Below are 23,467 nucleotides of genomic sequence, written 5' to 3'. Positions count from 1 at the left end.
ATCGGTCCCGGCCGGGCGTGGTTGAGTCATCCGCGGCCGGGTTTCCCGCTCGCCTCCGTGCCGCTCCCTTCGTCGCCCGGTCTCCCGGCCGTCTCTGTGCGGGTCTCTTCGTTGCCTGGTCTCCCGGCCGTCTCTGTGCGGGTCTCTCTGTTGCCTGGTCTCCCGGCCGTCTCTGTGCGGGTCTCTTCGTTGCCTGGTCTCCCGGCCGTCTCTGTGCTGGTTCCTCCGTCGCCGGTCCATCCGAACCAGTCGGCGAGATCCGCGATCCTCGCCTCCGGGACCGCCCGCGCCACGGCACGCACCACCTCGGGCCGGGCGCGCACGGCCGGGTGCGGGGAGACCAGGGCGAGGCCCGCCCAGGCCGAGTCGTCCCCACGATCAACTTCAAGATCTTTCTCGTACGCCGCTCGTGCGCTGTCGTCGGCACCCCGCACGCAGGCGTCGTCCGAGCCATTGCCGCGACCGCCGGGCTGAGCTGCCCACTCACCCTTCAGCAGCGCCTTCACCAAGCGCAACCGGGAACTGTTCTCCAGCGCCCGGCCCCCGCCCGGCACCGGAACCGAGGCCACCTCCGGCGCGGGCCGCCCGGACCGCCAGGCCGCCACGAGCCGGGCCGTGCCGGACGGCTCCACCGTCAGGTTCCGCAGCCGCCAGCGCAGCCGGTGATCGGTGCCGGCGAGGACGGCCAGGCGCTCCACCTCGGGATCCACCGGTTCGCCCAGCCACGGCCGCACCTCCCCGAGCAGGGCCGTCACGAACCGGGCCCCGGCGGAGGTCAGCTCACCGCCGTCCAGCAGCCCGGACGCCGCCCCGGCGACGGCGGCCCGCCAGCGGGCGAACTCGAACTCGGCGGCCCGGCCCGCCCGAGCCCGCCAGAACCGGGTGACGGCCAGATAGGCATAGGCCCCGTGCAGCACCCCGAGAGCCGGCCGCGGATCATTCCGCCACGGCGAGTAGTGCGACTCTCCCGGCAGCGCCCCGTCCGTGGACCGTCCCTCAGCGGTCCGTGCGTCCCCGGTCCGTGCGTCCTCGGTCCGTGCGTCCTCGGTCCGTGCGTCCTCGGTCCGTGCGTCCCCGGTCCGTGCGTCCTCGGATCGCGGGTCCTCGGATTGCCGGTCCGTGGACCGTCCGTCCGGGGAGCCAGCTTCCGTCTGGCCGGCTCTTGCCGGGTGGACCAGGTCGAAGAGCAGGTGGACGGCGTTCAGGACGCTGTGCTGGGTCTCGTGCAGCAGACCCACGGCCAAGGCGACCGGGTCCGGTGGGGCCGACATGGCGACCGCCCCGAACGCCTCCGCCGACGTGGCGCTGATTCCCTCGGCGGCCGGATCCGGCTCCACCGGGACGATCACCCGGAGCACTCCGGCCAGCGTGACGGCGGCCGGGCGGTGCTCCCGGACCAGGAGCGTCCAGGCGTGCTCCAGACAGAAGCGCCAGTGCGCCAGTTCGCCGGGGGTGAGCGGGGTGGACGGGACCAGACCCAGGTGGGTGCGGGCCGGGTCGGCGTCCTCCAGGCGTACCGACAGGGTCAGGCCGTCGCACGAGGCGGTGAGCGGACGGCCGCGTGGGGCCGGAGCGGGCATCGCGGACGGGCCCCGGAGCAGCGCCTCGGCGGCCCACAGGCCGGTCATCGGGTCGGCGATCCAGTCCCGGGCGGAACTTGTGTCGCCGGCCGCGATTCTCGCGTACCAGACAGGGGTTGACGGAAGCGCGCGCCGCACCTCGCGGAGGAGAAGCAGGTGGCGGCTGAACTCGGCGCGGCGAAGCACGCCGAGCGTGTCCCCGGAGGGACGCCCGGCGCCGAGCGCGGTGAGGGCGGCGTCGCTGAGCCGGAAGCGTTGTACGGTCATGGGCGGACCGCTGCTCAGAGCGCGGAGTTGAACCCGGCGATCGGCTCGCCGGACCGGCCGTCCTCGGTGACCCGGCGTAACGCTCGGGCGAGGGCCGAGTCGTCCTGTCCGGCCCGCGCGACCAGGTCCGCGAGGGAGGAACCGGAGAGGTCGATCATCACGGAGCGCCACTCCGCCGGGTCGCCGTCATCCTGTTCCTCGTGCACGGTGTCCTCCTCCGCGAGCCGCTCGTGGCCATCGATGCGTTGCCTGAAGGTTACGGCGGTCGCCGGGTCGGGTGAGCGTTGGGAGTCACCACGGTGGGTGCTCGCGGGGCTGGCGCGGCCGTGATCTCATGGGGCAACACCGCAGTAATCAGGTAACGGAGGGCAAAGTGCTGGGTTTCGATGAGGCCCCCGTGCGGTCCGGTGACGAGCCGCGACCGGACGAGCCGGCGGCCGACGTCGAGGAGCCGGTGATGCCGGCGCCGGACTTCCCGACCTTTGACCACACCCCCACGCTGCCGCACCAGGCGCCGGGCAACGGATTCGAGAGCGGACGGGACAGCCGTGCACGGTGACCCCGGCGCGTCTCTGCCGCGGCGCGGGCCGGCGCCGGCGGTCGACCGGATGAGCAACGCCGAACTGGCCCGGATGATCGAGTCCGAGCACCCCTACCGGGGGAGGGCCCTCTTCGAGCTCTGCGACCGGGTCGCCCTCGACGACGACGCGGCGACCAAGGTGGCGATGCTGTCCCGGCTCACGTCCCTGCGCCGGGCGCGGCTCTTCGACCGCGTCTCCCTGGCCTGGTCGGCGATCATCGCGCTGCTGGCGGCGGAGACCACGCATGCCCGGGCCGAGGCGTACGCCGCGTTCTCCGCGCTGGGGCCGGAGGAGCAGCGCGACATGCTCGATTATCTGGAGGTCACGAGGATCGAGGAGGCCCACCCGCGAATCACGTGAGCGGGCCTCCGGGGTTGTTCAGGCCTCGACGCGGACGTCCTTGCGGAACGCCACCCGGTCACGGACCGCCGAGGCGTCCGGTTTCGGGTCCGGGTAGAACCAGGCGGCGTCCGCCGCGACCTGGCCGTCCGCCCGGAGCGAGTAGTAGGACGCCTTGCCCTTCCAGGGGCAGACGGTGTGGGTTTCCGACGGGACGAGCACATCCTCACGGACACTGGCGAGGGGGAAGTAGTAGTTGCCCTCGAGCACCACCGTGTCGTCGCTCTCGGCGATCACTTCGTCGTTCCAGATGGCCTTCGGCATGCCCCGAACGTAGCGCGCTCCCGACCACCTGTCTGATATGTGCGATTCATTCACCTCCCGTGGGTGAATTGCCGCTTCGATTTCGACGTTCTAGAGTCGAGTTTCCGATCTTCAGGAACGGATCCGATGTCACGTCTTGACCAGCTGCGCGGCTCCGGGCGGCCGAAGCGTCACAACGCGCGGACCATCGCCGCGCTCACCGGCAACCCCGGCTGCAACCGCCGGGCCGTCCTCGACGCGGCCGGCATCGACAAGATCAAACTCGCCGAACGTGTCGGCTACCCCGGCAGCTTCGGCCAGAGCCGGTTCGCCCTGTCCCGCGGCAACGCCTTCGAAGCCATGCTCAAAGCCGACGACTGCGCCCTGCTGCGGTCCGTCCTCGAAGTCGACCTCGGCGTCGGATACCAGGACCTGGGCGCTGACAGCGACGACACCCTCGGCTCACGGCACGACCGGACCGCCGAACTCCTCGCCGGCGCCTCGGCCGCCCTCATCGACCATCCACTGCTCACCCTCGACGTGGCCGGGCAGACCGTCTACCTCGAGCCGGACCTGATCGCGTACGCCCACCAGGGCCGCCTTCAGGTCGTCGAGATCAAGTCCTTCGCGATCATCGACGGCCAGGCGGAGAGCGCCAAGGTCTCCGGGGCGGCCGTGCAGGCCGCCGTCTACGTGCTCGCCCTGCGCGCCCTGCTGGAACGCCTCGGCCAGGACCCGTCGCTGGTCAGCCACGACGTCGTCCTCGTCTGCCCGGAGAACTTCTCACTCCGGCCCACCGCCGTCGTGCTCGACGTGCGCAAACAGCTCTCCACCCTGCGCCGCCAACTGTCCCGGCTCGCCTCCGTCGACGCGCTCGCCGCGGCGTTGCCCCCGGACCTCAGCTTCGACCTCACCCTCGACCCGCAGCGGCTGATCACGGCGCTCGGCCACATCGAAGCCCGGTACGCGCCGGAATGCCTCTCCGCCTGCGAACTCTCCGTCTTCTGCCGCAGCGAGGCGGCCGGCAGCACGGCGGCGCTCGGCCGTACCGTCCGCGAGTCCCTCGGCGGCATCGAAACCGTCGACGAGGTGCTGGCGCTCGCCACCGGGGCACAGGAGCCCACCGAGGAACAGGCCGAGGCCGCGGCGATGCTGCGAGCCGCCCTCCGGCTGCGCGCCGAGGTCCTTCCTTGACCCCGGACCGGTCTTCGCCGGCATCCCCGGAGGCTTCGTCCTCGCCGGTCGCGTTCTCACCTTCGCAGGTGAAGCTCCCGGTTTCGGCCGGGGTGATCAGGTGAGCACGCTGACCGCGCTCGCGCGAGCGCAGGCCGTCGCGCAAGGGCGGGCGCAACCCATTGCGACCGTGCGCCACCTGCACGTACACGAGCATCCGCTGATCCTGATCCCGCTGGCCATGGCGGGAGAGGCGAACGCGCCCCTCGCCGCACTGGTCGGCACCGACCCGCAGCGACCCCGGCTGCTGACCGTGGCCCAACCGCGGAACCGGGACGACCGGTTCGCCTTCGCCGCCGAACTCGCCGAGGTGCTCGTCCCCTACCTCGACTCGTTCACCGACCTGACCGAGGACGTGCCCGTCGACCGGGGCAAGGACGTCCGGCAGCGTTACGTCGACGCACCGCAGATCTGGGTGCCCAACCCGGGCGGCATCGACTTCCTGCGGCTCTTCGGGCGGTCCACCCGCTTCCGTACCGTCGATGGCGAGAACCCGGTCCCGGCCACCGTCCCGCTGCTCGGGCGGTGGCTCACCTTCTTCACCAACACGGCCGAGGTGCCCGGCTCGTCGCTGCTGGTCAACGCGGTGCAGGCGCTCGGCCTGCACTGGGCGACCGGACAGAGCGGCGCCGAGGACGCCCAGTTCGGCGTCCAGCTGGCCTGGATCGAATCCGGCGCCGCCGCCGCCCGCGAAGCCGAGAACGGTCCCGTCGCCGGCCCCGCCACCGACCCCGACTTCGACAACCGGGTCCTGGCCCCGCTCATCGGACGCTCCGCCGCCGAACTCCCCGAGGTGCTCCGCGACCTGCTGCTCCCCACCTGGGAACGGATGTGGCGCGCCCTGGCACTGCTCCGCCGCATGCCCGCCGGCGACCGCGTGTCGCTGCGCTGGGACACCGACCGGGACGCCTTCACCGCCTTCACCCAGCACCTGGCCGAAGGCGGCCCACCCCAGCCCCGCCGCGACGGGGCGGTGGCCGCCGCCGCCCGCCTGCAGCGTCTCGAGAACGCCGCCACCCGCTACGCGGTCCAGCGCGCTTTCGACGACCCGCTGGTCCTGGCCGAACACCGCCTCACCGGTGCCGCCTTCGCCGGAGTGGTCACCCTCGCCAAAGCCGACCGCGTCGACGACAGCGGCAAACGCCCGGTCCTCCGCCCGCGCATCATGGTCCACACCACGGAGCCGGTCCGCGTCGAACCCGGCACCTCCCTGACCTCGCCGGCCCGCCCGTCCCAGAAGGCGCGGGTCATCTCGGTGACCCCGGCCGCCCCGGAAGGCCACGACGTCCTCCTGGAGCTCTCCGGCGGCATGGGCCGCAAACTGGTGGCCGAGCCGGGCTCCGTGCCCGCCGTGGGTGAACGACTGATCCTGACCACCTTGAGCGAGGCCTACCGCCCCGGCGGCGCCCTTCCCGACCCCGCCGAAACCCCATGGACCCACGGCGGCCCTCCGGACGCCACCCCACCCGCCGAGCCCGCTGTGCTCACTGACAACGCCGAGCCCGCCGTGCTTACTGACAACGCCGAGCCCGCCGTGCTTACTGACAACGCCGTGCCCGCCGTGCCCGCCGCCCTCGCGGTGTCAGCCGACGGGGAGAAACTCACCGTCCGGGAGCAGCTCACCACTCCTGCGCAGCCGACCGTGCCCGTGGAACCCGCCGACAACGCTGAGCCCGCCGACATCGATGCCGCACAAGACGGCGCGAGTGTGCCCGCCGGACAGTCGCCCCGTACCCCGGAAAGGGAGAGCCGCTGACCCCCGGTCAACCGAGACGGACCAGCAGGAGGGCGATGTCGTCGCTGCGGTGCGGTGCGACCTCCAGAAGGCGAGCGCACAACTCGTCGCCGGGCCGGTCGGCATGCGCGCGGAGAACCGCGGAGAGCCGGTCGATCCCGTCGTCGAGGAGCTGATCGCGGTCCTCGACGAGGCCGTCGGTGTAGAGGAGCAGGGTCGAGCCGGGTGGCACATACCGGTGGTTGGAGGTGCGTGGCTCGCGCGGTGGCAGGCCGAGCAACGGCTCCGGCGGCACCCACCAGGCCTGGACGGAGCCGTCCGGCAGGAGCAGCAGCGGCGGTGGATGGCCGGCGTTGCCGAAACTGATCGAGTAGCCGGTCGCCGCCTTGCGAACCCGGGCCAGCACCATTGTCGCGGACGCCGGCACCCGCAGGCCGTGCAGCGCGTTGTCGAGCGCGGTGAGCAGGGCGCCGGGCTCCTCGTCCCGCCCATACGCATCCCCCCGCACCAGGTTGCGCAGTTGCCCCATGGTCGCGGCGGCCTCGATGTCGTGCCCGGAGACGTCGCCGACCGCGACGACGACGCTGCCGTCCGGTTGGGCGAAGGCGTCGTACCAGTCGCCGCCGACGGCCGCGCCGTCCTGCGCCGGCAGGTAGCGGGCGTGCAGCCCGATGCCGGGAATGTCCGGCAGCTCGGTGAGCAGGCTGCGCTGGAGCACCTCGGCGACGTGCCGTTGCTCCCGGTAGAGCCTGCTGTTCTCCACGGCGAGCCCGGCCCGGCGGCCGATCTCCGCGGCGGTCCACTCCTCGGCGGCGGTGAGACTGTTTCGCTCAGGCCGCTTGACCAACAGCACCGCACCGAGCGCCCGGTGCCGCACCGGTGACGTGATCGGCACGATGACGGACGCCCCGAAGCCGGCCCGGAGGGTGATCTCGGCCAGCTCGGCGTCCCTGATCCGGCCTCGCAGCTCGGCCGCGCCGTCGCCGGTGCGGACCGGCCGGCCACCGCGCCGGACGGCGAGCAGCATCGAGCGCAGGTCGGCCCGGGAGGAGACGACCAACTCGGCGAGCCGCTCCATGTCGGCGGCCCGGTCCGGGTCGCGGTGGGTGGCCGCGACGGATGCCGGACCGCCCGGGTCGTCGGCGACCGCCACGACGCACCAGTCGGCGAGCCGGGTCGTGACGATCCCGCCGAGCCGGCGCATGGCCTCGTCGACGTCCATCGTGGCGGCCAGTGACTCGGTCAGCTCGGCGAGCAGCTCCAGTTGGTGGTGCGCCGACTCGGCCGCCAGCCGGGCCTCCTCCGCGGCGGCCCGGGCGATGCGCAGGCACACCTCCGAGGAGCAGACCGCGGCGAGCTCGCTGAGCAGGGCGATCTCACTGGCGGTCCAGACGCGTGGCTCCAGGTCGACGGCGCACAGGGTGCCGACGATGAGCCCGTCGGGGTCGGTGATCGGCGCTCCCGCATACGCGATGGCGCCCAGTTCGGCGATCGCCGGGTTGTCCTTCATCCGCGGGTCGGCACGGACATCCGTGATGACCTGCATCTCCCCGGCCACGACGACGTGACGGCTGAACGAGTGGGTGAGCGGCATCTCGCGGATCGTGGCCAGCGGGTCGGGAACGCCGACCTGGCCGGCGAGCACCTGACGGTCCAGATCGACCAGGCAGACGACGCCCATCGGTGCGTCGACCAGCTTGCGAACCAGCATCGCCACCCGGTCGAAAGCCTCGTCGGGAACGGGGCCGCCGATGAGCCGTCGAACCGACCTGAGGCGTAGCGGATCGGCGAGCACGCTGCGCTCGGCATCGCCGATCAGGTCCCACTGAAGCACCATCGCCCCCCGGCCGGTTCGCTGCCAGGCTACCGGCGGGAGGAGCGGGGAGGCCCGTCGAGACCTGACCCGATCATCCGTTTCGACTCGGCCGAACGGACGACCCGACCCCGTTATCCGGGTGATCCCACCGGTCAGGCCGCGTGTGAGGGATCGTGCTCGAACGGCTGCCGCCGCCCGGCGGTCAGGCCGGACCGCAGCGTGCTCCGGATCTCCGGCCAGCCGAGCCCGGCGTGCCGTGCGGCCGCGGTCAGCTCCCAGCGCACCGTCGGCTCGTCCAGCAGTCCGGCCCCGACCAGCCGGCCGAGCGCGAAGGCGGCCCGGTTGAGTGTGTCGTTCCTCGCACCGACCGGGGCGTGGGCGACGCGGTCGGCCTCCGACTCCAGGGCCGCCTCCGCATAGCGGCCGGGATGTGCGAGCGGGCGCTCCTCCCGGACGGGTGGGGGCGGGCCCGCGATCAGCGCCAGCAGCGCCGGCGGGCCGAGGGGCAGGGCCGCCACCGGCCGTTGGATCCAGCGGTAGTCGCCGCCACCGGCGTGCCTCGACGGCGGGGCCAGAACGTAGCCGCCGGCCCCGCGCCAGTCGAGGCCGGGCAGCAGCCGGACCCGGTTGCCGTAGCCGGTCGGGCGGAACCACAGATGGCGGCCGCCACCGCCGGTGCGCACCTGCGGCCCGGCGGGGACGTCGCCGCCGAGGAGATGGCGCAGCCCGTGCCAGCCGTCGGCCGAGTCGACGTCGGCCACGTCCATCACCACGCCGGTCCGTAGGCCCACGTTGGCGCGCGGCCAGAACGTCCACCACAACCGGATCTGGCGCGGATCGGTCGAGGCCTCGCTGAGGCCGTGCCGCAGCCGTGGGTGCTTGCCGGAACTGTCGCATCGCGCTCCTCGATGACAGGAACAGACGCCACCCCGGTCAGGCGTGTGCACCGGCAGGACGGGGATGCCGTGCCGGGCGTACGCGAGGGCAGCCGTGAGCGACATTAGAACAACCGTACGACATTTTCAGGGCCCCGGCAGAGCCCGCAGAACGTGCGCGATGTGATGAGACGTGCTCCACGCGATCCAGCTGGCCGAGCTGCCGGCGCCCCGCGCGGTCCGGGCCCGTCTGGCGATCTCGGCGTCGCCCCAGGAGAAGCGGGCGCCCGCCGCCGGCCACTGTGGTGAGGTCACCAGCGTGCGGCAGAGGTCGTGGCACCGGTCGTCGCTGCGGCCGCCGCGCCGGGCCCAGCGGTAGATCCACCAGTCCGACTCGGTGGTGTAGCGCAGGGTCGGCAACTGCCGGTGATGCTGGACGCCGTGCCGCCGGACCGGGGAGGTCACGCCGTAGTCCGCGTACCCCACGCCGGGCTCGCCGAGCCGCGCCCAGATCCGGGCGTCCAGCCGGCCCACCGCCACCGGCCGGTCGGTCGGCAGGTCGTCGAGGTTGGGTGGCATGGCGCCGGAGGCCACGCTGATCGAACGCCACGGTGTCGCCCGGGCCCAGCGCAGCACCCGGCGGGCGCGGTCCTCGACCTCGGTGGCGTGTGCCGAGCAGGCCGTCTCGGCCAGGTCGATGAGCAGGTCCACGTCGTCCGGGTCGAGGGTGGAGGCGCGCAGCAGCCGCTCGGTGACGGCGTCGGCCTCGGCCGGGTTGCCCGCGTCGGCGTGCGGCCGCAGCCGCAGTACGGCCCGGCGCCGGTGCATCCGCGCGGCCCGGCCGTGCGCGGCCAGGCGGGGGCCGCTCTCGTCCGGCCGCAGCACCGGGATGAGGGTCAGGCCGAGTCCGGCCATCCGCCCGGCGAAGAGTTCCGGGGCGTCGATCTCGGGCAGCTGTCCGAAGTCGACGGCCATCGTCCCGGTACGCGGCCGCAGCTCCCGAAGCATGGTGAGGAGACCGCTGTCCGGCTCCAGCTCGACGATCGGGGTGACCCGGCCGGCCTCCTCCGCGGTGAGGTGCGCCAGCGCGGTGAGCTCGCCCCGCCGGGGTCGCAGGATCGGGAGATAGGCCCCGTCGAACGCCATGCCCCCACGGTAGACGTATCGACGGTTACCGTTGGGTTACGTTCGGTACAAATGGGCGAGCATCGCCTGATTCGCCTCCCAGCCGTCCGGAAACTTGACCGGCACGTTGAGGTGGACCGGCTCGGTCGACGGGTGCGCGTCGAGCAACTCGGCGATCCCGGCCCGGGCCACCAGCACGCAGGCGTGCCGGTGCCGTGAGGTCAGCACGCACAGCCGCCCCGACTCCAGGTGGAAGGCGGTGGCGTCGCGCCGCCCGGAGAGCGGGTGCAGCACCACGGTCAGGTCGTACTCCCGGCCCTGCAGCCGGTTCGCCGTGTCCACGGTGACCTCGGCGGCCTCGGGTGGCAGCAGGGAGCGGATCACCGCCACCTGGTCCCGGTGGGCGGCGCCGATCGCGATCCGCTCCGGGGTGAGCGGCCCGCTCCCGGACTCGGAGACGGCGATCCCCCCGCGGGTCAGGGCCCGTGCGGCCAGCCCGGCACAGGCCGCGGCGGCCTCCGCATCCGTACGCACGGTGAAGCGCTCCGGCAACTCGTGCAGCCCCCAGCCGGTCGCCGCCGCGGTGTCGAGCACCGTGTCGAACGGGTCCTCCGCGGGCTGCTCGAAGGTGAGCGCCCGGTCGCCCGGCCCGGTCCCCGACCGGAACCCGGTGAACGGGTAGAAGGCCCGCGCCACGACCGGCGCCGCCGACGCGGGCAGCCGCCAGGAGACCGGCAGCCGGTGCACCGGAAGCTCCGGATTGTGCCGCAGCAGCACGGTGACCGCGCTCTGCATCGGATCCCACGAGAGGCCGATCCAACGGTCCACCTCGACGGTCGAGAACGGGTCCAGCTGGCCCGGGTCACCGACGAACAGGGCGCGCTCGAACCGCGGCGCGACCCGCAACAACGCGTCCGAGCGCATCTGGTAGGCCTCGTCGACGATCGCCCACGGCCACCGGCCCTCGGTCACGGTCGCCCATTTCGCCGCCGTGCCGATGGTCACCGGCGGCGAGCCGAGATCGGCCACCTTGGCCGCCACCCGGCAGCGCGGATGAGCCCGCACCCGGGGGGTCGGCTCGTAGTCGACCGCGGACAGCCGGCCCACCCCGATCTCCGGCGACCGGGTGGCGAGCCGGTCGATCAGGTCGTCGACCTGCTCGTTGGTCTGCGCCACGATCATCAGTGGCGCGCCGGTCGCGGCGAGCTCGCCGGCCGCGCGGACCACCAGCGTCGACTTGCCGGCTCCGGGTGGGGAGTCGACGACGACCCCGCGATGGCCGCCGCTGAGCAGATCGCTCAGGACGGCGGAGATGACGGCGGCGGCCTCCTCGGCCGGGCTGACGAGCGTCTCGGAACCCACCCCGGCACGGTATCGCCCGCCCCCGGCGGAACCGCGGTTATCCACAGGCCGTCTCCGCGCTTCCGCCGATCCCGCTACCGTCTGCCGCGAAGTCATCACTCTGGATGAGGGGGTGTCATGTTCGACGGCCGGGATCTGTCCGACGCCGAGCGCTGGATCGACGAGTGGCGGTGCGCCATCGACGAGCGGGCGGAGAGGACGCGGGCCCTCTCCGCCCGCCTGGCACGGCTCTCCGAGACGGCCCGCAGCCCTGACGGACTGGTGACCGTGACGATCGGGCCGGGCGGTGACCTGATGGGGCTCGATCTCGGTGAGGGCATCCGCCGCCGGCCGGCCGCCGACACGGCGCGGGCGATCCTGGCGACGTTGCGCGCCGCCCGGAGCAGGCTCTCCTCCGCGGTGGCGGCCGCGGCCGACGAGACGGTGGGTGCGGATTCCGCGACCGGTCGCGCCGTCATCGCCGCCTATGCGGTCCGGGTGAGCCCAGCCGATTAGCCGGTGTTCGCCGGCCGGCGCCGGGGAGGTTAGGTCACAGTGGCGCCGGTGCCGGCCGGTGAAAGGTCGCCTGCCGGTGTTTGTCTGTACCGCAGCCTGCCATAACCTTTGGCAGGCTGCGGGCTGATCCCTGACCGCTGCTCCGGCATTACGAACCGGTCGGCAGAATGGTTATTTTCCGCCGCAATTTTTCTGGGTGTCTCGAATCTACTCTCGGGTAAGCCGGGATCTTGCCTGCTGGGTGAGGGTGAAGTCGATCGAGCGAATTGTTGAATAGCGGTTTGGAATCGCCAAGAAAGCGTGGCGACCGGCCGCCCGGGGGTGCCGCCGGAAAGCGCTGCAACGTTTCTCCTGGTGAGGGCGGTGCAAGGGAATCGGCGGAACGCCCGTGGCTGTGCTGCGAAAGGCGGAGAGGCGGCGGTTCACTGTGAGCAAGACGACAGGCGTGGTCCGGTCGGCGCGGGCCCCGGCCGGACGCGCGGTGCCGGATCGGCCCGGCGTGACCAGCACCGTGCGGGAGAGCGTTTCCCGTCCGCCCGCTCGCTTCATGCGCGAACTGACGGCTATCCGACAGTTGCTTGGCGGTGGCGCCGAGCGCGGTCGGGGGTGGCCCGGCCGGGTGGCCGCCGATGCGAGGTGAACTTGAAAAGGGACGCGCGTACTGCAACGCATTTCACCGCCGGGACCGACGCCGCCTTCCGGTGCCGGATGATCGATCAACTCGGGCCACCGCAGGTCGCGCGGTATTTGATCAAGCTTGGTGAAACGTTGTTTGCCTCGGTGTCACCACTTGGAAATAACTCTCGGGTTCACTGTCAGGTACTGGCGAATAGCGAAACACACGTGCAACTTGCGCGTGTCCTTCAACGCGCAAGTTGCACGTTTCGCGGCTCGCCGCGCTGCCGCTCCGTCGTTGTGGCAAAGCGTTGATCAACATGCTGGATTTCATTCATGGTTGTTTTTGTGATCTCGCCGTTGCCCCTTCCAGTCGATCATTGGAAGTGCAACTCTTCTAGCCAGCAGTGACGTCGGCATCACGGACGGTGGTGGTGGGGAATGCGTCCAGACGTTCTCGTCGGTCCGAGTGATTGGCTGATCGAACAGTTCGGCGACAAGGTTGCCGACGAGCTGTGGACCCGGGTGCCGGAGGCCTTGAGCACGGCGATCGACCGCGAGGTGCACGCTCACCCAGCCATGACGCAGACCATGGAGCGTGTGCTCGCGAACCCGCGCTGGCCTCTTCCCTATGAGGAGCTGGTCCTGTTCCTGGGCACTCTGCCCGGCGCGGAGATCATCAGCGTGCCGCGCTCGGTCTACCAGCTGGTTCTGATCAACGGTCATGTGGTGGTGCCGTGGTGTTACGGCCAATCCGCCCGGATCTCCATGCGGGACGCCGAGGTGGGCCGCTCGTTCGGGCGTCTCGCCCGCGAGCTGTTGCGCCGTTTCGGCCCGCCGTGGCGCCGCTCGCCGGTCGAGACCCCGCTCCCGCTCGACGCCGTCGACGAGCGGGAGGTCGCCAAGATCTGCGCGGCGATCGGGGGCATCGAGCCGAAACCCGAGGTGGTCATCGCCGGTTACGCGGGCGCACCCAACCTGGGCCTGCTCCGCGCCTGCCTCGGCGAGATCAAGTCCACCGACAACGGCGCCCTGAACTGGAGCCATCTCGACGACCTGCCGCTGCCGCCGCCGGTGATCCCGCGCCCGCGCCGTATGCAGTTCCCCTGACCGCGAGCGAAAGAAGCCGCATGCGGCGTTCCTCCACAAGGAGCGCCGCATGCGGCTTTCTCATGATCACTGGGCGCTGATCGGACAGGCCTCGGCGGAAGGGCCGGAGCGGACAATCTCGGAGGAAGGGCCGGGGCGGGCGCGCCGCAGTGGGGAGCCCCGGGGATCAGGCGGCGGGACGCTCCGCCTCCGGCGTGAGATAGGCGGTCGAGAACGGCTCCCGCCGCGCCCGCATGTCCGCATAGGCGGTGACCATCAACGGCGTGAGGTAGATGCCGGCGACCAGGTAGTACAGCCCGCTCCACAGGCTGGACACCACGGCACCGGGCGTGCCGCCGACGGTCAGTTCCAGCGCGGATCCGATCCCGGCGAGTGCCAGCGAGGCGCCGATGGTGACCGCGAAGATGCTGCCGACCCGCGCCAGGCTGGCGCCGATGTCGGCGTGGAAGAGGGAGAAGCTGCGCCCGATGCCGACACCCCGTTCGATGGTGACCACCACCGGCAGGATCATGAGCGCCGCCCCGACGTACAGGATCGGCAGGAAGCAGGCGAGGAAGGCGAGGGCGCTGAGGAGGCCTCCGAGGATCTGCCAGCCGATCACCGCGGGGCCACGGCGCAGCGCGGTGCGGAGCGCCTCCCGCAGGCTGACCGGCTGCCCGGTGGCGGCGAGGACGACGAGCCGGACGGTGGCCGAGGTGACCACCGCGGACACCACCGCGGCGACCATGGAGGCGGCGAGGAGCCAGACGACGGCCTCCATCATCCCGGTCAGGATGGAGAGGTCCGGGGCTTCGGTCTGGTCGAGCGCCGCCGTCTCGGCCTTCCGCAGCTCGATGTTCAGCAGGACGTTGGGTGGCACGGTCAGGGCCAGCAACGGCACGAGCGCGACCGCGTTCAGTTTCAGCGCCGGTTTCCAGATCTTCTTCGCCAGCGCGCCGGCCCGCGCCCACCAGCCCTCGTAGTTCGGGCTGACCAGCGGGTCGTCCGGCATGGCGTAGAACGGCGGCGGAATCACCGGCGGCTGCGCCGGCCAGTAGTGACCGTTGCCGTCCAACTCCGCCCATTCCTGATTCACGTATGTCCCCAAGAGCTTCGATGCAAGATCAGCGCGCGTACCTTAGCGGTTCCTTATGCCTGCGCGCCGCCCCGAAACAGGCTGATTTCCACCGGAGGTCCGCCAGGATGCCGCGTCCTTCAGGGCGGGGAGGATTGGCGGTTCCGTCAGGAGCGGCCCGGTGAAGCCGGGACGGTCTGAGGAAACGGTCCGGAAGCAAGCCCGCGTACACTTGACTCATGACATCCTCTCGGTAAGCTGTCGATATGCGTACGGCGTACAAGTGCCGGGTCTACCCGACTCCCGAACAGGCTGCGGTGTTCCACCGCACCTTCGGGTGTGTGCGCCTGGTCTGGAACAAGACCCTCGCCGAAAGGCGGGCGGCGTTCTCCCAGCGCGGCGAGAAGACCTCGTACCAGCAGACCGACGCGGCGCTGACCGCCTGGAAGAAGACCGAGGAGCTGGCGTTCCTGTCCGAGGTGTCGTCGGTGCCGTTGCAGCAGACGCTGCGCCACCAGCACACCGCGTTCGCCGGCTTCTTCGCCAAACGCGCCCGCTACCCGCGGTTCAAGTCCCGCACCGGCCGCCAGACGGCGCACTACACCCGGTCGGCGTTCCGGATCAAGGACGGCGAGCTTCGGGTCGCGAAAACCGACGGCGGTCTGCGGGTCGCGTGGTCGTTCCCCGACGTCGACTTCGCCACCCTGGACCCGACCATGGTGATCATCTCCCGGGAACCCGACGGCCGCTGGTACGTCAGCTTCGCCATGGACGTCGACCAGCCCACCCCACTGCCGGCCACCGGCCACGAGATCGGTATCGACCTCGGCGTCAAAGACTTCGCGGTCACCAGCGACGGTGATCGGATAGCCAACCCCCGCCACCTGCAACGCAAAGCCCGCAACCTGGCCCGCCACCAACGGCGGCTGGCCCGCTGCCAGAAAGGCTCCGCGAACCGGCGCAAGGCCAAGACCAGAGTCGCGGTCGCGTACCGCAAAGTGCGTAACGCCCGCCGCGACTTCCTGCACAAGACCAGCACCACCCTGATCAGGCAAGCCGACACCATCGTGGTCGAAGACCTCGCCGTCGCGAACCTGACCCGCCGGCCGAAACCCGTCCCACGCCGTGACGGCACATACGCCCCCAACGGGGCCGCCGCGAAAGCCGGGCTGAACAAGTCGATCTCCGACGCGGGCTGGGCCGAGTTCCGCGAGATGCTGCAATACAAGGCGGCCCGCACCGGCCGGACCCTGGTCGTCATCGACCGCTGGTATCCCAGCTCGAAGACCTGCTCGCACTGTGGGCACCTGCTGCCCAAGCTGGACCTGGCCACCCGGCACTGGACGTGCCCGGCCTGCCGCACCCGCCACGACCGGGACATCAACGCGTCCAAGAACATCCTTGCGGCTGGACGAGCCGTAGCCGGGCACAACCCCGGCGAAGCCTGTGGAGCTGATATGAGACAGCAAGGGTCCTCCCTTCTGCGGTCGGCCGTGAAGCAGGAACCCCACACCGCGAGGCGTCCGGCGTAAGCCGGTTCGGCCGCAAGGCCGAAGGGAATCCCCCGTCCATAGGGCGGGAGGAAGTCAAAGGATCGAGCCCGGGCCCTAGACTCCTGGGGATGGCCGAGCAGCGCGAATCGCCCTCCACGATCCGGGATCGGGCCGTTGCGGTCGCCGACTATCTGCTCGCCGTCCGGGTCCAGATGGACCGTCCGGCGCGCACCGTGCCGAGCGACGCGCACTGGCTGCACGCGCTGCCGCGGCATCCCGGGTGTCAGGCCGGCCCGGGCGCCGACGGCGCCTCGTGGCTGCGTGTCGGCCGTCCCGAGTTGCCCGCCCCGGTGGCGGTGCCGGCCGGGTTGCGCCGCCGGCTGCGTGGTGAGGTGGTGGCCGGCGCGGAGCCGACCGCCGAGGAGGCCGGGGACGATTTCGAGACCTGGCGGGACGAGGTGTGGCGGCCCTGGTCGCTGCTCACGGCGGCCGCCGAGCAGACCCGTGACCTGCACCGTCGCCTCTTCGACCGGATGCACCAGCTGGACATGGCGACCGCCACCACCGAGCTGGTCTGGGGCCACGGCATCGTGGAGACCACGATCGACGGGGCCCGGGTCCGTTATCCGCTGGTGGCCACCCCGGTTCTGATCGAGTACGACGCGGACCGCGCCGTGATCTCCGTCGCCCCGGCCGGCCCGTCCCGTCTCCAGGTGGAGGCCCTGGCCGGGCTGGACGACCGCCACCTGGCGCAGTTGGCCGCGCTGACCGGCCCGGGCGGCACGGTCGAGGTCGACCTGTGGAACGACGTGGATCGCCGGGAGCTGTTCGAGCGGGCGCTGTCCCGCCTCGGGTTCGACCGGGTGATCGTGGACGGGCCGGACGGGCGACCGGACCGGGAGGCGTTCATCCGGGACGTGGCGGTGTTGTTCGCCCGGCCCCGGCAGCGTCATCTGCGCGGTTTCCTGGAGAGTCTGCGTGACGGGCTGTCCGGCGGCGACATGCACCGGGTGGGTGCGCTCGCCGCGGTGGTGGCGCACGAGCCGAGCCGTCTGCTGATGCCGGACGACCGCCCGGAGACCTGGGAGCGGGTGGGGGAGCGGCTGCTGATGCCGCTGCCGACGAACGAGGCGCAGGAGTCGATCGCGCGCCGTCTGGCCCACCATCGGAACGTGGCGGTGCAGGGCCCGCCGGGCACCGGAAAGACGCACACCATCCGCAATCTGATCTGTCATCTGATGGCGAACGGCAAGCGGGTGCTGGTGGTCGCGCAGAAGGAGGAGCCGCTGCGGGTGCTCCGCGACGGCCTGCCGGAGGAGGTGCAGCCGCTCTGCCTGGCGGTGCTCGGGCGCACCACGGACCAGCTGGTGCAGTTGCAGCTGGCGGCCCGGGAGCTGTCCGACCGGGCCGCGACCCTGGACAAGGAGGCCGAGGCCCGCCGGGTGGACCGGCTGACCCGCAGCCTGGAGGAGGCGGAGCGCGAACTGGCGACGGCCATGGCCGGGTTGCGCCTGATCGCGGAGAGCGAGGCTCAGACGTACCAGATCGGTGGGGTTGCCCTGATGCCCGCCGAGGTGGGTGCGTGGTTGCGTGAGCGCGCCGCCGCGCACGGCGGCATCCCGGATCCGCTGCCCGGTCCGCCGCCGCTGACCATCGAGGAGTTCGCCACCCTGCTGAAGTTGGCGGCCCGGTTGACGGCGGAGGATCGCGCGGCCGCGATGCGGCCGCTTCCGGAGATCTCGGATCTGCCGGACGCCGCGTCCGCGGCGGCGGCGCGGGCGAAGGCCGCGGAGACCGAGGAGCGCATGTCACTCCTGGCGGATCAGGGCGTCGATCTGGCGGCGGTACGCGACGAGCGCCGAACCGGCATGACGGACCTCCTGGCCGATCTGCGCGAGGCGGTGTCCTGGCTGAAGCGCCGTGAGGGCACCTGGACCGACCGGCTGGGCCGGCTGCTGGACGACCCGCACTGGCGCACCCTGTGGAACGACCAGGTGGTGACGACCGAGTCGCTCTTCGCCGAGTTGGCGGTTCTGGCCCGGGAGGTGACCGGCCACCGGATCGCGGTGCCGGAGCCGATTCTGGCCGAGCCGAAACTGCTGCTCTCCCGGCTGGCCGAGATCCGTCAGCGGTTCGCCGCGGGCAAGGGTCTGAGCCGTCTGTTGCAGCCCGGCCTGTTCCGGCTGGCCGATGAGGTCCGGGTGGACGGCGAGCCGCTGCGCACGGTGGCCGACGTCGATCTGGCTACCTCTTCGGTACGCCGTGAGCAGTCCCGCCGCCGCCTGGGTGACGCCTGGTCGGAGTGGGTGCGGCGGTTGCAGGTGCCGGAGCCGCCGGGCGGCTGGGGCGATCCGGAGGTCTGGGCGGGTGGGCTGCTCGCCGAGGCGAACCAGTCGCTCGACTTCGATCTGAACCGCTGGCCGCCGCTGGCCCGGCGGATCGCGCCGCTGATGCCGCAGCGCGAGCTGGTGGTGGACGCCACCCGCCTGGCCGGGGTGGCCGACGCCTTGGAGACGGCGGCCCAGGTGTTCGGCCTGGAGAAGTCGCGGGCCGTGGAGAGGGCGGTCGCCGAGCGGGTGGCGGCGTGGCCGGAGCTGGCCGAGGCGTGGCGGACCCTGGACGGCTGGGACGAGGCGGTCGCCGAGGTGCGCCGGCTGGTGTTGTCGCAGCCGGACGTGATGCGGTTCGACGCGGCGTACCACCGGTTGGCCGTGGCCGCGCCGGAGTGGGCCGCGATGATCGCCGGGGGTGAGCATCCGGTGGTCTCCGGGCAGGCGGTACTTGCGGCGTGGGAGTGGCGGCGTGCCCAGACCTGGTTCGACGGGGTGGTCGGTGAGGTGGATCCGGCGGTGCTGTCGCGCCGGGTGGAGCGGGCCCGTTCCCGGATCCGCGGTCTGACGGCCGAGCTGGTGGTGGCGTCGGCGTGGCTGGAGGTGTCCCGGGCGCTGGACGACCGGCGCCGGGCCGCGCTGGCCGACTGGGTCACCGCGCTGCGCAAGATCGGCAAGGGTACCGGGCGGGGCGCCGCGGCCTGGCAGGCGCACGCGCAGCGGGCCATGGAGTCGGCGGTGTCGGCGGTGCCGGTCTGGGTCATGTCGGTGGACCGGGCGATCGAGCAGTTCGCCGGCGGCGCCCGGTTCGACGTGGTGATCGTCGACGAGGCGTCCCAGGCGGATCTGTTCTCGCTGCCGGTGCTGACGCTCGCCGAACGGGCCGTGGTGGTCGGCGACGATCAGCAGATCGGCCCGCAGCTGGGGTTCGTCGGTTCGGTCTCCGGCCTGATCCGCCGGCATCTGGGCGGGGTGCCGTCGGCCGAGCATTTCGACCCCGAGTCCTCCCTGTACGACCACGCGGTCCGCCGGTCGCCGGAGCGGATCCTGCTGACCGAGCACTTCCGCTGTGTCCCGCAGATCATCGAGTTCTCGTCGCGGAACTACTACGACGGCAAGATCCGGCCGTTGCGGGCGGACCGTCCCGCGCTGCCGCCGATCCAGACGGTGTTCTGCGAGACCGGTGTGCGCAGGCCGCTGCCCGGATTCGGCGACGTGAACGTGGAGGAGGCCGCGGCGCTGGTCGAACGGGTCACCAAGATCGTCGCCGATCCGCGGTACGACGGCCGCACCCTCGGCGTGGTCAGCCTGCTCTCCAGCAGTGGGCAGGCCGCGTACCTGCTGGAGCAGTTGCGTGAGGCGATCGGCGAGGACGAGATCCAGGCGCGCCGGCTGCGGGTCGGTGACGCGTACACGTTCCAGGGCGACGAGCGGGACGTGGTGCTGGTCTCGACCGTGGTGTCGGAGCGGGACCCCCGGATCGCGGCGTTCACCAAGCGGGACTACCACCGGCGGATCAACGTGGCGGCGTCCCGGGCCCGGGACCAGCTCTGGATCTTCCACTCGGTGCGGCCGGGCGCGCTGCTCGCCGATGATGCCCGGGCGCGGCTTCTCGCGTACGCCATCGATCTGCCCTCGGAGGCCGCGGTGGCCGATCCGGCCGTGCACTGCGAGAGCGATTTCGAACGGGATGTGCTGAAGCTTCTGGTCGGCCGGGGTTATCGGCCGATCCCGCAGTTCCGGATCGGGGACTACCGGATCGACTTCGTGCTGAACTCGCCGGACGGGCGGCGCCTGGCGATCGAGTGCGACGGCGGCACCTACCGCGGGCCGGAGCAGTGGGAGAGCGACATGCGGCGCCAGTCCGTGCTGGAGCGGGTGGGGAATTGCGTGTTCGTCCGCATCCGTGGCAGTGTCTTCGCGCGCGAGCCGGAGGTGGCGATGCGTCCGGTCTGGCAACGGATCAGTGAGCTGGAGATCACCACGGTCGACGGCGACTGATTCGTCACGCACCGCGTGATCGTCGTCGCGTTGAGTGCATGTGGACGCCGGGATTCGGGTAGGGAAATGCGGAAGGTTCTACAGCAAGTACACGTAGTGACTGTCTGTCATGGAGTGGGCAAAGCTTTTTCGGTGGAATTGTAGGGTAACGAGGTCATCCATTCGGTTGTTTCGTTCCTCTGGATGGGCGATAATTCCCTGCTCCTGGCCTTGCCTGCGGATTAGTCAAAACTTTGACGCTTGCGTCCACTGTTACTTCGGCCCGGTGACAGGTCGTAATAGGTGAGGGGTCTTGGTGGCTACGGGAACAGCCGTGCGCAAGGGGGGAGGTGGCGGCATATGACGGTGCCCGAAGAACGGGAGCTCTGGACGCCCGCGCCGCCGCACACCCTGCCGGAGCCCCGGCAGCCCGCCGACGACCGGGCCGCGTGGTTCACCTACACCGCGGCCGGTGACCAGATCGTCTGGTCCGCCGCGCTCTCCGCGATGGTCGGCCGCGCCCCCACCGAGAAGGGGATGACCCGCCAGATCCTCGCCCGTCACGTCCACCGTGACGACCACGCCAAGGCCCTCGGCGCCATCACCGAAGCCTGGACCAGTCAGAACACCGTGCAGATCACGGTCCGGCTGATGCGCACCGACGGCGGCTGGTTCGACGTCGACTGCATCCTCGAGCCGATGGCCGGGCCGGACGGCACGGTGCGCGGCATCCGCGGCACGGTCCGCGACGTCTCGGCCCGCGAGCGCGCCCGCCGCGAGTCGGCCCGCCTCACCCGCCGCGGGGAGACCGTCCAGGCCTCGCTCGTCGAGCCGGATCCGGCCACCGGCCTGCTCACCCGGGCGCGGTTCGCCGACGAGATAGACCGCGCGCTGCGCGTCGCCGGGGGCGCGCTCCTGGTGCTCCGGGTCCAGGCCGAAGAAACCGATGGGGTACGCCCGGAGCACAACGCCGATCTGCTGCACCGCATCGCCCGGCTGTTCGAGGAGCAGGTCGCCCCGGAGCACCTGCTCGGGCGGGTCGGCCCCAACGAGATCGCGGTGCTGTTCGCCCGGACCACCTGGCGGTCCGCCCGGGAGCAGGCCCGTGTGCTGGTCGACGGCCTGCGCGGATCGGTCTGCGTCTGGGGCGGCCTGGTGCGTTTCGAACGCGACGCCGAGGCCGGCAGCCACGGTCTGCTGATCGACGCCGAGCAGGCGTGGCGGCAGTCCCGGGAGGCGGAACGCCCGCTGACCCTGGTGGCGCACCCGGTCCCGGTCCGCGACCGGCAGGGCTCCTACCGTTCCCGGGTCGCCGACGCGCTCGGCACCGACCGGTTCACGCTCTACTCGCAGCCGATCCTCGAGTTGCAGAGCAACAAGGTGACCCGGCACGAACTGCTGCTGCGGGTGCTCGACGAGAGCGACGGCCCGCAGTCGCCGATCCAGGTGCTGGACGCCGCGGAACGTCTCGACGCGGTCTTCGACATCGACCTGTGGGTGGTGGAGCGGGCCATGCGCCTCGCCGCCGAGCAGCCCGGCCTGTGCCTGCAGGTGAACCTGTCCGGGCGGTCGGTGGGCGACCCACGGCTGACCACCGAGGTGGAGAAACTGCTGGAGCGCTACCGGGTGGATCCGGCGCAGCTCACCTTCGAGATCACCGAGACCGCGCTGATCGGCAACCTGAGCGAGGCCCGCCGGTTCGCCGACCGGGTCCGTGACCTGGGCTGCGGTCTGGCGCTGGACGACTTCGGCTCCGGCTATGCCTCGTTCCGCTACCTGCGGCTCTTCCCGATCGACCTCGTCAAGATCGACGGGGAGTACGTGGTGGACCTGGTCGACAACCCGCAGGACCAGGTGCTGGTGCGGGCGCTGGTGCAGGTCTGTCAGGCGTACGGGATCCACACGGTCGCCGAGTTCGTGCAGGACGAGGCCACTCTGCGGATGCTGCGGGAGCTGGGCGTCGACTACGTGCAGGGCTACCTCATCGGCCGTCCGGCGCCGGTCCTTCCGGGCCGGTTGCGCAGGAGCTGACCCGGGTAAGGTCCGGGGCATGGAGCACTTCACGATTGCCACTGTCGCTGAGCAGAGCCCCGATTTCCGCCGTGTGCTCTGGACCGGGAAGCACACCCAGCTCGTGATCATGACCGTTCCGCCGGGCGGCGAGATCGGCGAGGAGATCCACGAGGTGGACCAGATCCTCACGTTCGTGAGCGGTGTCGGCAAAGCCGTCGTCGGCGGCCAGACCCGCAAGGTCGAGCAGGGTGACCTGGTGGTGGTGCCCGCCGGAAAGAAGCACAACTTCCTCAACGAGGGCCCGAACCCGCTGGTCCTCTACACGGTTTACGGCCCGCCGGAGCACGCCGACGGCGCGGTGCACAAGACCAAGGAGGAGGCCGACGCGGCCGAGGAGGCGGGCGAGGACGAGCCGCCCACCGCATGAGGAACCCGTAGGCACACGACGCCGGAACCGGCCGAGGCCCCCCAGCCAGCCGGTTCCGGCGTCGTGTCGGGGTGAAAGTCCCCGGACAGCGTACCCGGCTCGGTCAACGTAAGTCGATCGAATCCGGGGCCGATCCGTAACGCCTTGGCGTGGATCTCGGCCGTCCGATCACCACCGTAGTGGTCGATCACCACTAACCTGCCAGCATGGACGAGCCTCGCTGGTTGACCGATGAGCAGCAGCAAGCCTGGCGTCAGGTGGTCGAGGTGCTCGTCCGGGTCCCGGCGGCGATCGAGGCTCAGCTGCAGCGCGACGCCGGTCTGACCCACATGGGCTATCTCGTTCTGATGACCCTCTCCGAGCGTCCCGACCGTCGCCTGGCGATGAGCAAGCTGGCGAGACGGGCCTGCGCCTCCCTGTCCCGGCTCTCCCATGTGGTGGCCCGGCTGGAGGAGAAGGGCTGGGTCCGGAGGGAACGGGACGCCGAAGACGGGCGCGTCCAGATCGCCGTGCTCACCGAGACGGGCTGGGAGAAGGTGGTGGAGTCGGCGCCCGGGCACGCCGAGGCGGTCCAGCAACTGATCTTCGACCGGCTCACCCCGGCGCAGGCCCGCCAGCTCGCGAAGGTCGCCGAGGCGCTGCTGGAGAGCCCGGTCGAGGTGCGATCCCGCCCCGTTTCCCGGTGAGATCTGGAAGGCTGTCCTGATCGGACCGGTCAGGCGGAGGTGTGCGGG

The 23,467-nt window shown here is 71.5% G+C and carries 18 protein-coding genes and 1 pseudogene; 11 read left to right on the top strand and 8 right to left on the bottom strand.

Features of this window, described 5'->3' with window-relative positions:
• Nucleotides 1-26: 26 nt before the first annotated feature.
• A complete protein-coding gene (locus AB0I88_RS03800; protein ID WP_361017909.1) occupies nucleotides 27-1,847 on the bottom strand; it encodes an HEXXH motif-containing putative peptide modification protein in 1,821 nt (606 codons plus the stop codon).
• Nucleotides 1,848-1,861: 14 nt separating this feature from the next.
• Nucleotides 1,862-2,053: an FxSxx-COOH cyclophane-containing RiPP peptide gene (gene fxsA, locus AB0I88_RS03795; RefSeq protein ID WP_361017907.1), complete on the bottom strand. Its 192-nt coding sequence runs from the start codon at nucleotides 2,051-2,053 to the stop codon at nucleotides 1,862-1,864.
• A gap of 167 nt (nucleotides 2,054-2,220) precedes the next feature.
• Here fxsA and AB0I88_RS03790 point away from each other — a divergent pair, with 167 nt between their 5' ends.
• Together AB0I88_RS03790 and AB0I88_RS03785 are read left to right on the top strand one after the other, a co-directional pair.
• Nucleotides 2,221-2,406, top strand: a complete 186-nt coding sequence (locus tag AB0I88_RS03790; RefSeq protein ID WP_361017905.1) for a hypothetical protein — start codon at nucleotides 2,221-2,223, stop codon at nucleotides 2,404-2,406.
• Nucleotides 2,407-2,455: 49 nt separating this feature from the next.
• Nucleotides 2,456-2,788, top strand: a complete 333-nt coding sequence (locus AB0I88_RS03785) for a hypothetical protein (protein ID WP_361017903.1) — start codon at nucleotides 2,456-2,458, stop codon at nucleotides 2,786-2,788.
• Nucleotides 2,789-2,806: 18 nt separating this feature from the next.
• Here the strand turns inward: AB0I88_RS03785 and AB0I88_RS03780 are convergent, their stop codons facing one another.
• A complete protein-coding gene (locus AB0I88_RS03780) occupies nucleotides 2,807-3,091 on the bottom strand; it encodes a DUF427 domain-containing protein (RefSeq protein ID WP_361017901.1) in 285 nt (94 codons plus the stop codon).
• A 126-nt stretch (nucleotides 3,092-3,217) separates the two neighbouring features.
• Between AB0I88_RS03780 and AB0I88_RS03775 the strand changes: the two genes are divergently transcribed.
• Nucleotides 3,218-4,264: a hypothetical protein gene (locus tag AB0I88_RS03775; RefSeq protein ID WP_361017899.1), complete on the top strand. Its 1,047-nt coding sequence runs from the start codon at nucleotides 3,218-3,220 to the stop codon at nucleotides 4,262-4,264.
• Nucleotides 4,265-4,364: 100 nt separating this feature from the next.
• Nucleotides 4,365-5,756, top strand: a pseudogene (locus AB0I88_RS03770) (hypothetical protein); the annotation flags it as partial.
• A gap of 310 nt (nucleotides 5,757-6,066) precedes the next feature.
• Here the strand turns inward: AB0I88_RS03770 and AB0I88_RS03765 are convergent.
• The 4 genes from AB0I88_RS03765 to AB0I88_RS03750 form a co-directional block, all read right to left on the bottom strand.
• Complete coding sequence (locus tag AB0I88_RS03765) at nucleotides 6,067-7,875, bottom strand: SpoIIE family protein phosphatase (protein WP_361017897.1); 1,809 nt, start codon at nucleotides 7,873-7,875, stop codon at nucleotides 6,067-6,069.
• A 131-nt stretch (nucleotides 7,876-8,006) separates the two neighbouring features.
• Nucleotides 8,007-8,855 carry a bifunctional DNA primase/polymerase gene (locus AB0I88_RS03760; RefSeq protein WP_361017895.1) on the bottom strand — a complete coding sequence of 283 codons (849 nt, stop codon included), beginning with the start codon at nucleotides 8,853-8,855 and terminating at the stop codon, nucleotides 8,007-8,009.
• A gap of 21 nt (nucleotides 8,856-8,876) precedes the next feature.
• Nucleotides 8,877-9,875 (bottom strand): beta family protein, encoded by a 999-nt coding sequence (locus AB0I88_RS03755; protein WP_361017893.1) that lies wholly within the window; start codon nucleotides 9,873-9,875, stop codon nucleotides 8,877-8,879.
• Between the two features lie 36 nt (nucleotides 9,876-9,911).
• Nucleotides 9,912-11,216 carry an AAA family ATPase gene (locus AB0I88_RS03750; RefSeq protein WP_361017891.1) on the bottom strand — a complete coding sequence of 435 codons (1,305 nt, stop codon included), beginning with the start codon at nucleotides 11,214-11,216 and terminating at the stop codon, nucleotides 9,912-9,914.
• A gap of 117 nt (nucleotides 11,217-11,333) precedes the next feature.
• Here AB0I88_RS03750 and AB0I88_RS03745 point away from each other — a divergent pair, with 117 nt between their 5' ends.
• A complete protein-coding gene (locus tag AB0I88_RS03745) occupies nucleotides 11,334-11,711 on the top strand; it encodes a YbaB/EbfC family nucleoid-associated protein (RefSeq protein ID WP_361017889.1) in 378 nt (125 codons plus the stop codon).
• Nucleotides 11,712-12,767: 1,056 nt separating this feature from the next.
• Nucleotides 12,768-13,436, top strand: coding sequence for a hypothetical protein (locus AB0I88_RS03740; protein WP_361017887.1), 669 nt, complete (start codon nucleotides 12,768-12,770; stop codon nucleotides 13,434-13,436).
• A 166-nt stretch (nucleotides 13,437-13,602) separates the two neighbouring features.
• Here AB0I88_RS03740 and AB0I88_RS03735 read toward each other — a convergent pair whose 3' ends face one another.
• The gene (locus AB0I88_RS03735; RefSeq protein ID WP_361017885.1) at nucleotides 13,603-14,511 is read right to left on the bottom strand and encodes a hypothetical protein; all 909 of its coding nucleotides are present in this window, start codon (nucleotides 14,509-14,511) and stop codon (nucleotides 13,603-13,605) included.
• A 245-nt stretch (nucleotides 14,512-14,756) separates the two neighbouring features.
• On the opposite strand from AB0I88_RS03735, the gene AB0I88_RS03730 reads away from it, so the two are divergent.
• The 5 genes from AB0I88_RS03730 (at nucleotide 14,757) to AB0I88_RS03710 (ending at nucleotide 23,419) form a co-directional block, all read left to right on the top strand.
• Complete coding sequence (locus AB0I88_RS03730; RefSeq protein ID WP_361017883.1) at nucleotides 14,757-16,022, top strand: RNA-guided endonuclease TnpB family protein; 1,266 nt, start codon at nucleotides 14,757-14,759, stop codon at nucleotides 16,020-16,022.
• Nucleotides 16,023-16,111: 89 nt separating this feature from the next.
• Entirely contained in the window at nucleotides 16,112-20,314 is a 4,203-nt protein-coding gene (locus tag AB0I88_RS03725) for an AAA domain-containing protein (protein WP_361017881.1), read from the top strand.
• A 339-nt stretch (nucleotides 20,315-20,653) separates the two neighbouring features.
• Nucleotides 20,654-22,324 (top strand): EAL domain-containing protein, encoded by a 1,671-nt coding sequence (locus AB0I88_RS03720; RefSeq protein ID WP_361017879.1) that lies wholly within the window; start codon nucleotides 20,654-20,656, stop codon nucleotides 22,322-22,324.
• Nucleotides 22,325-22,343: 19 nt separating this feature from the next.
• Nucleotides 22,344-22,733 carry a cupin domain-containing protein gene (locus AB0I88_RS03715; protein ID WP_361017877.1) on the top strand — a complete coding sequence of 130 codons (390 nt, stop codon included), beginning with the start codon at nucleotides 22,344-22,346 and terminating at the stop codon, nucleotides 22,731-22,733.
• 206 nt (nucleotides 22,734-22,939) lie between these two features.
• On the top strand, nucleotides 22,940-23,419 hold the full coding sequence (locus AB0I88_RS03710) for a MarR family transcriptional regulator (protein ID WP_361017875.1): 480 nt from the start codon (nucleotides 22,940-22,942) through the stop codon (nucleotides 23,417-23,419).
• Nucleotides 23,420-23,467 lie beyond the last annotated feature (48 nt).

This window comes from Actinoplanes sp. NPDC049802, from assembly GCF_040656595.1.
Lineage (GTDB): Bacteria > Actinomycetota > Actinomycetes > Mycobacteriales > Micromonosporaceae > Actinoplanes.
This window is presented reverse-complemented; position numbering and strand designations above follow the sequence as displayed.

Coding starts and splice junctions, on each gene's coding strand:
- AB0I88_RS03800 (WP_361017909.1), bottom strand. CDS start 1,847: ATGACCGTACAACGCTTCCGGCTCAGCGACGCCGCCCTCACCGCGCTC.
- AB0I88_RS03785 (WP_361017903.1), top strand. CDS start 2,456: ATGAGCAACGCCGAACTGGCCCGGATGATCGAGTCCGAGCACCCCTAC.
- AB0I88_RS03780 (WP_361017901.1), bottom strand. CDS start 3,091: ATGCCGAAGGCCATCTGGAACGACGAAGTGATCGCCGAGAGCGACGAC.
- AB0I88_RS03775 (WP_361017899.1), top strand. CDS start 3,218: ATGTCACGTCTTGACCAGCTGCGCGGCTCCGGGCGGCCGAAGCGTCAC.
- AB0I88_RS03765 (WP_361017897.1), bottom strand. CDS start 7,875: ATGGTGCTTCAGTGGGACCTGATCGGCGATGCCGAGCGCAGCGTGCTC.
- AB0I88_RS03760 (WP_361017895.1), bottom strand. CDS start 8,855: ATGTCGCTCACGGCTGCCCTCGCGTACGCCCGGCACGGCATCCCCGTC.
- AB0I88_RS03755 (WP_361017893.1), bottom strand. CDS start 9,875: ATGGCGTTCGACGGGGCCTATCTCCCGATCCTGCGACCCCGGCGGGGC.
- AB0I88_RS03745 (WP_361017889.1), top strand. CDS start 11,334: ATGTTCGACGGCCGGGATCTGTCCGACGCCGAGCGCTGGATCGACGAG.
- AB0I88_RS03740 (WP_361017887.1), top strand. CDS start 12,768: ATGCGTCCAGACGTTCTCGTCGGTCCGAGTGATTGGCTGATCGAACAG.
- AB0I88_RS03730 (WP_361017883.1), top strand. CDS start 14,757: ATGCGTACGGCGTACAAGTGCCGGGTCTACCCGACTCCCGAACAGGCT.
- AB0I88_RS03725 (WP_361017881.1), top strand. CDS start 16,112: ATGGCCGAGCAGCGCGAATCGCCCTCCACGATCCGGGATCGGGCCGTT.
- AB0I88_RS03720 (WP_361017879.1), top strand. CDS start 20,654: ATGACGGTGCCCGAAGAACGGGAGCTCTGGACGCCCGCGCCGCCGCAC.
- AB0I88_RS03715 (WP_361017877.1), top strand. CDS start 22,344: ATGGAGCACTTCACGATTGCCACTGTCGCTGAGCAGAGCCCCGATTTC.
- AB0I88_RS03710 (WP_361017875.1), top strand. CDS start 22,940: ATGGACGAGCCTCGCTGGTTGACCGATGAGCAGCAGCAAGCCTGGCGT.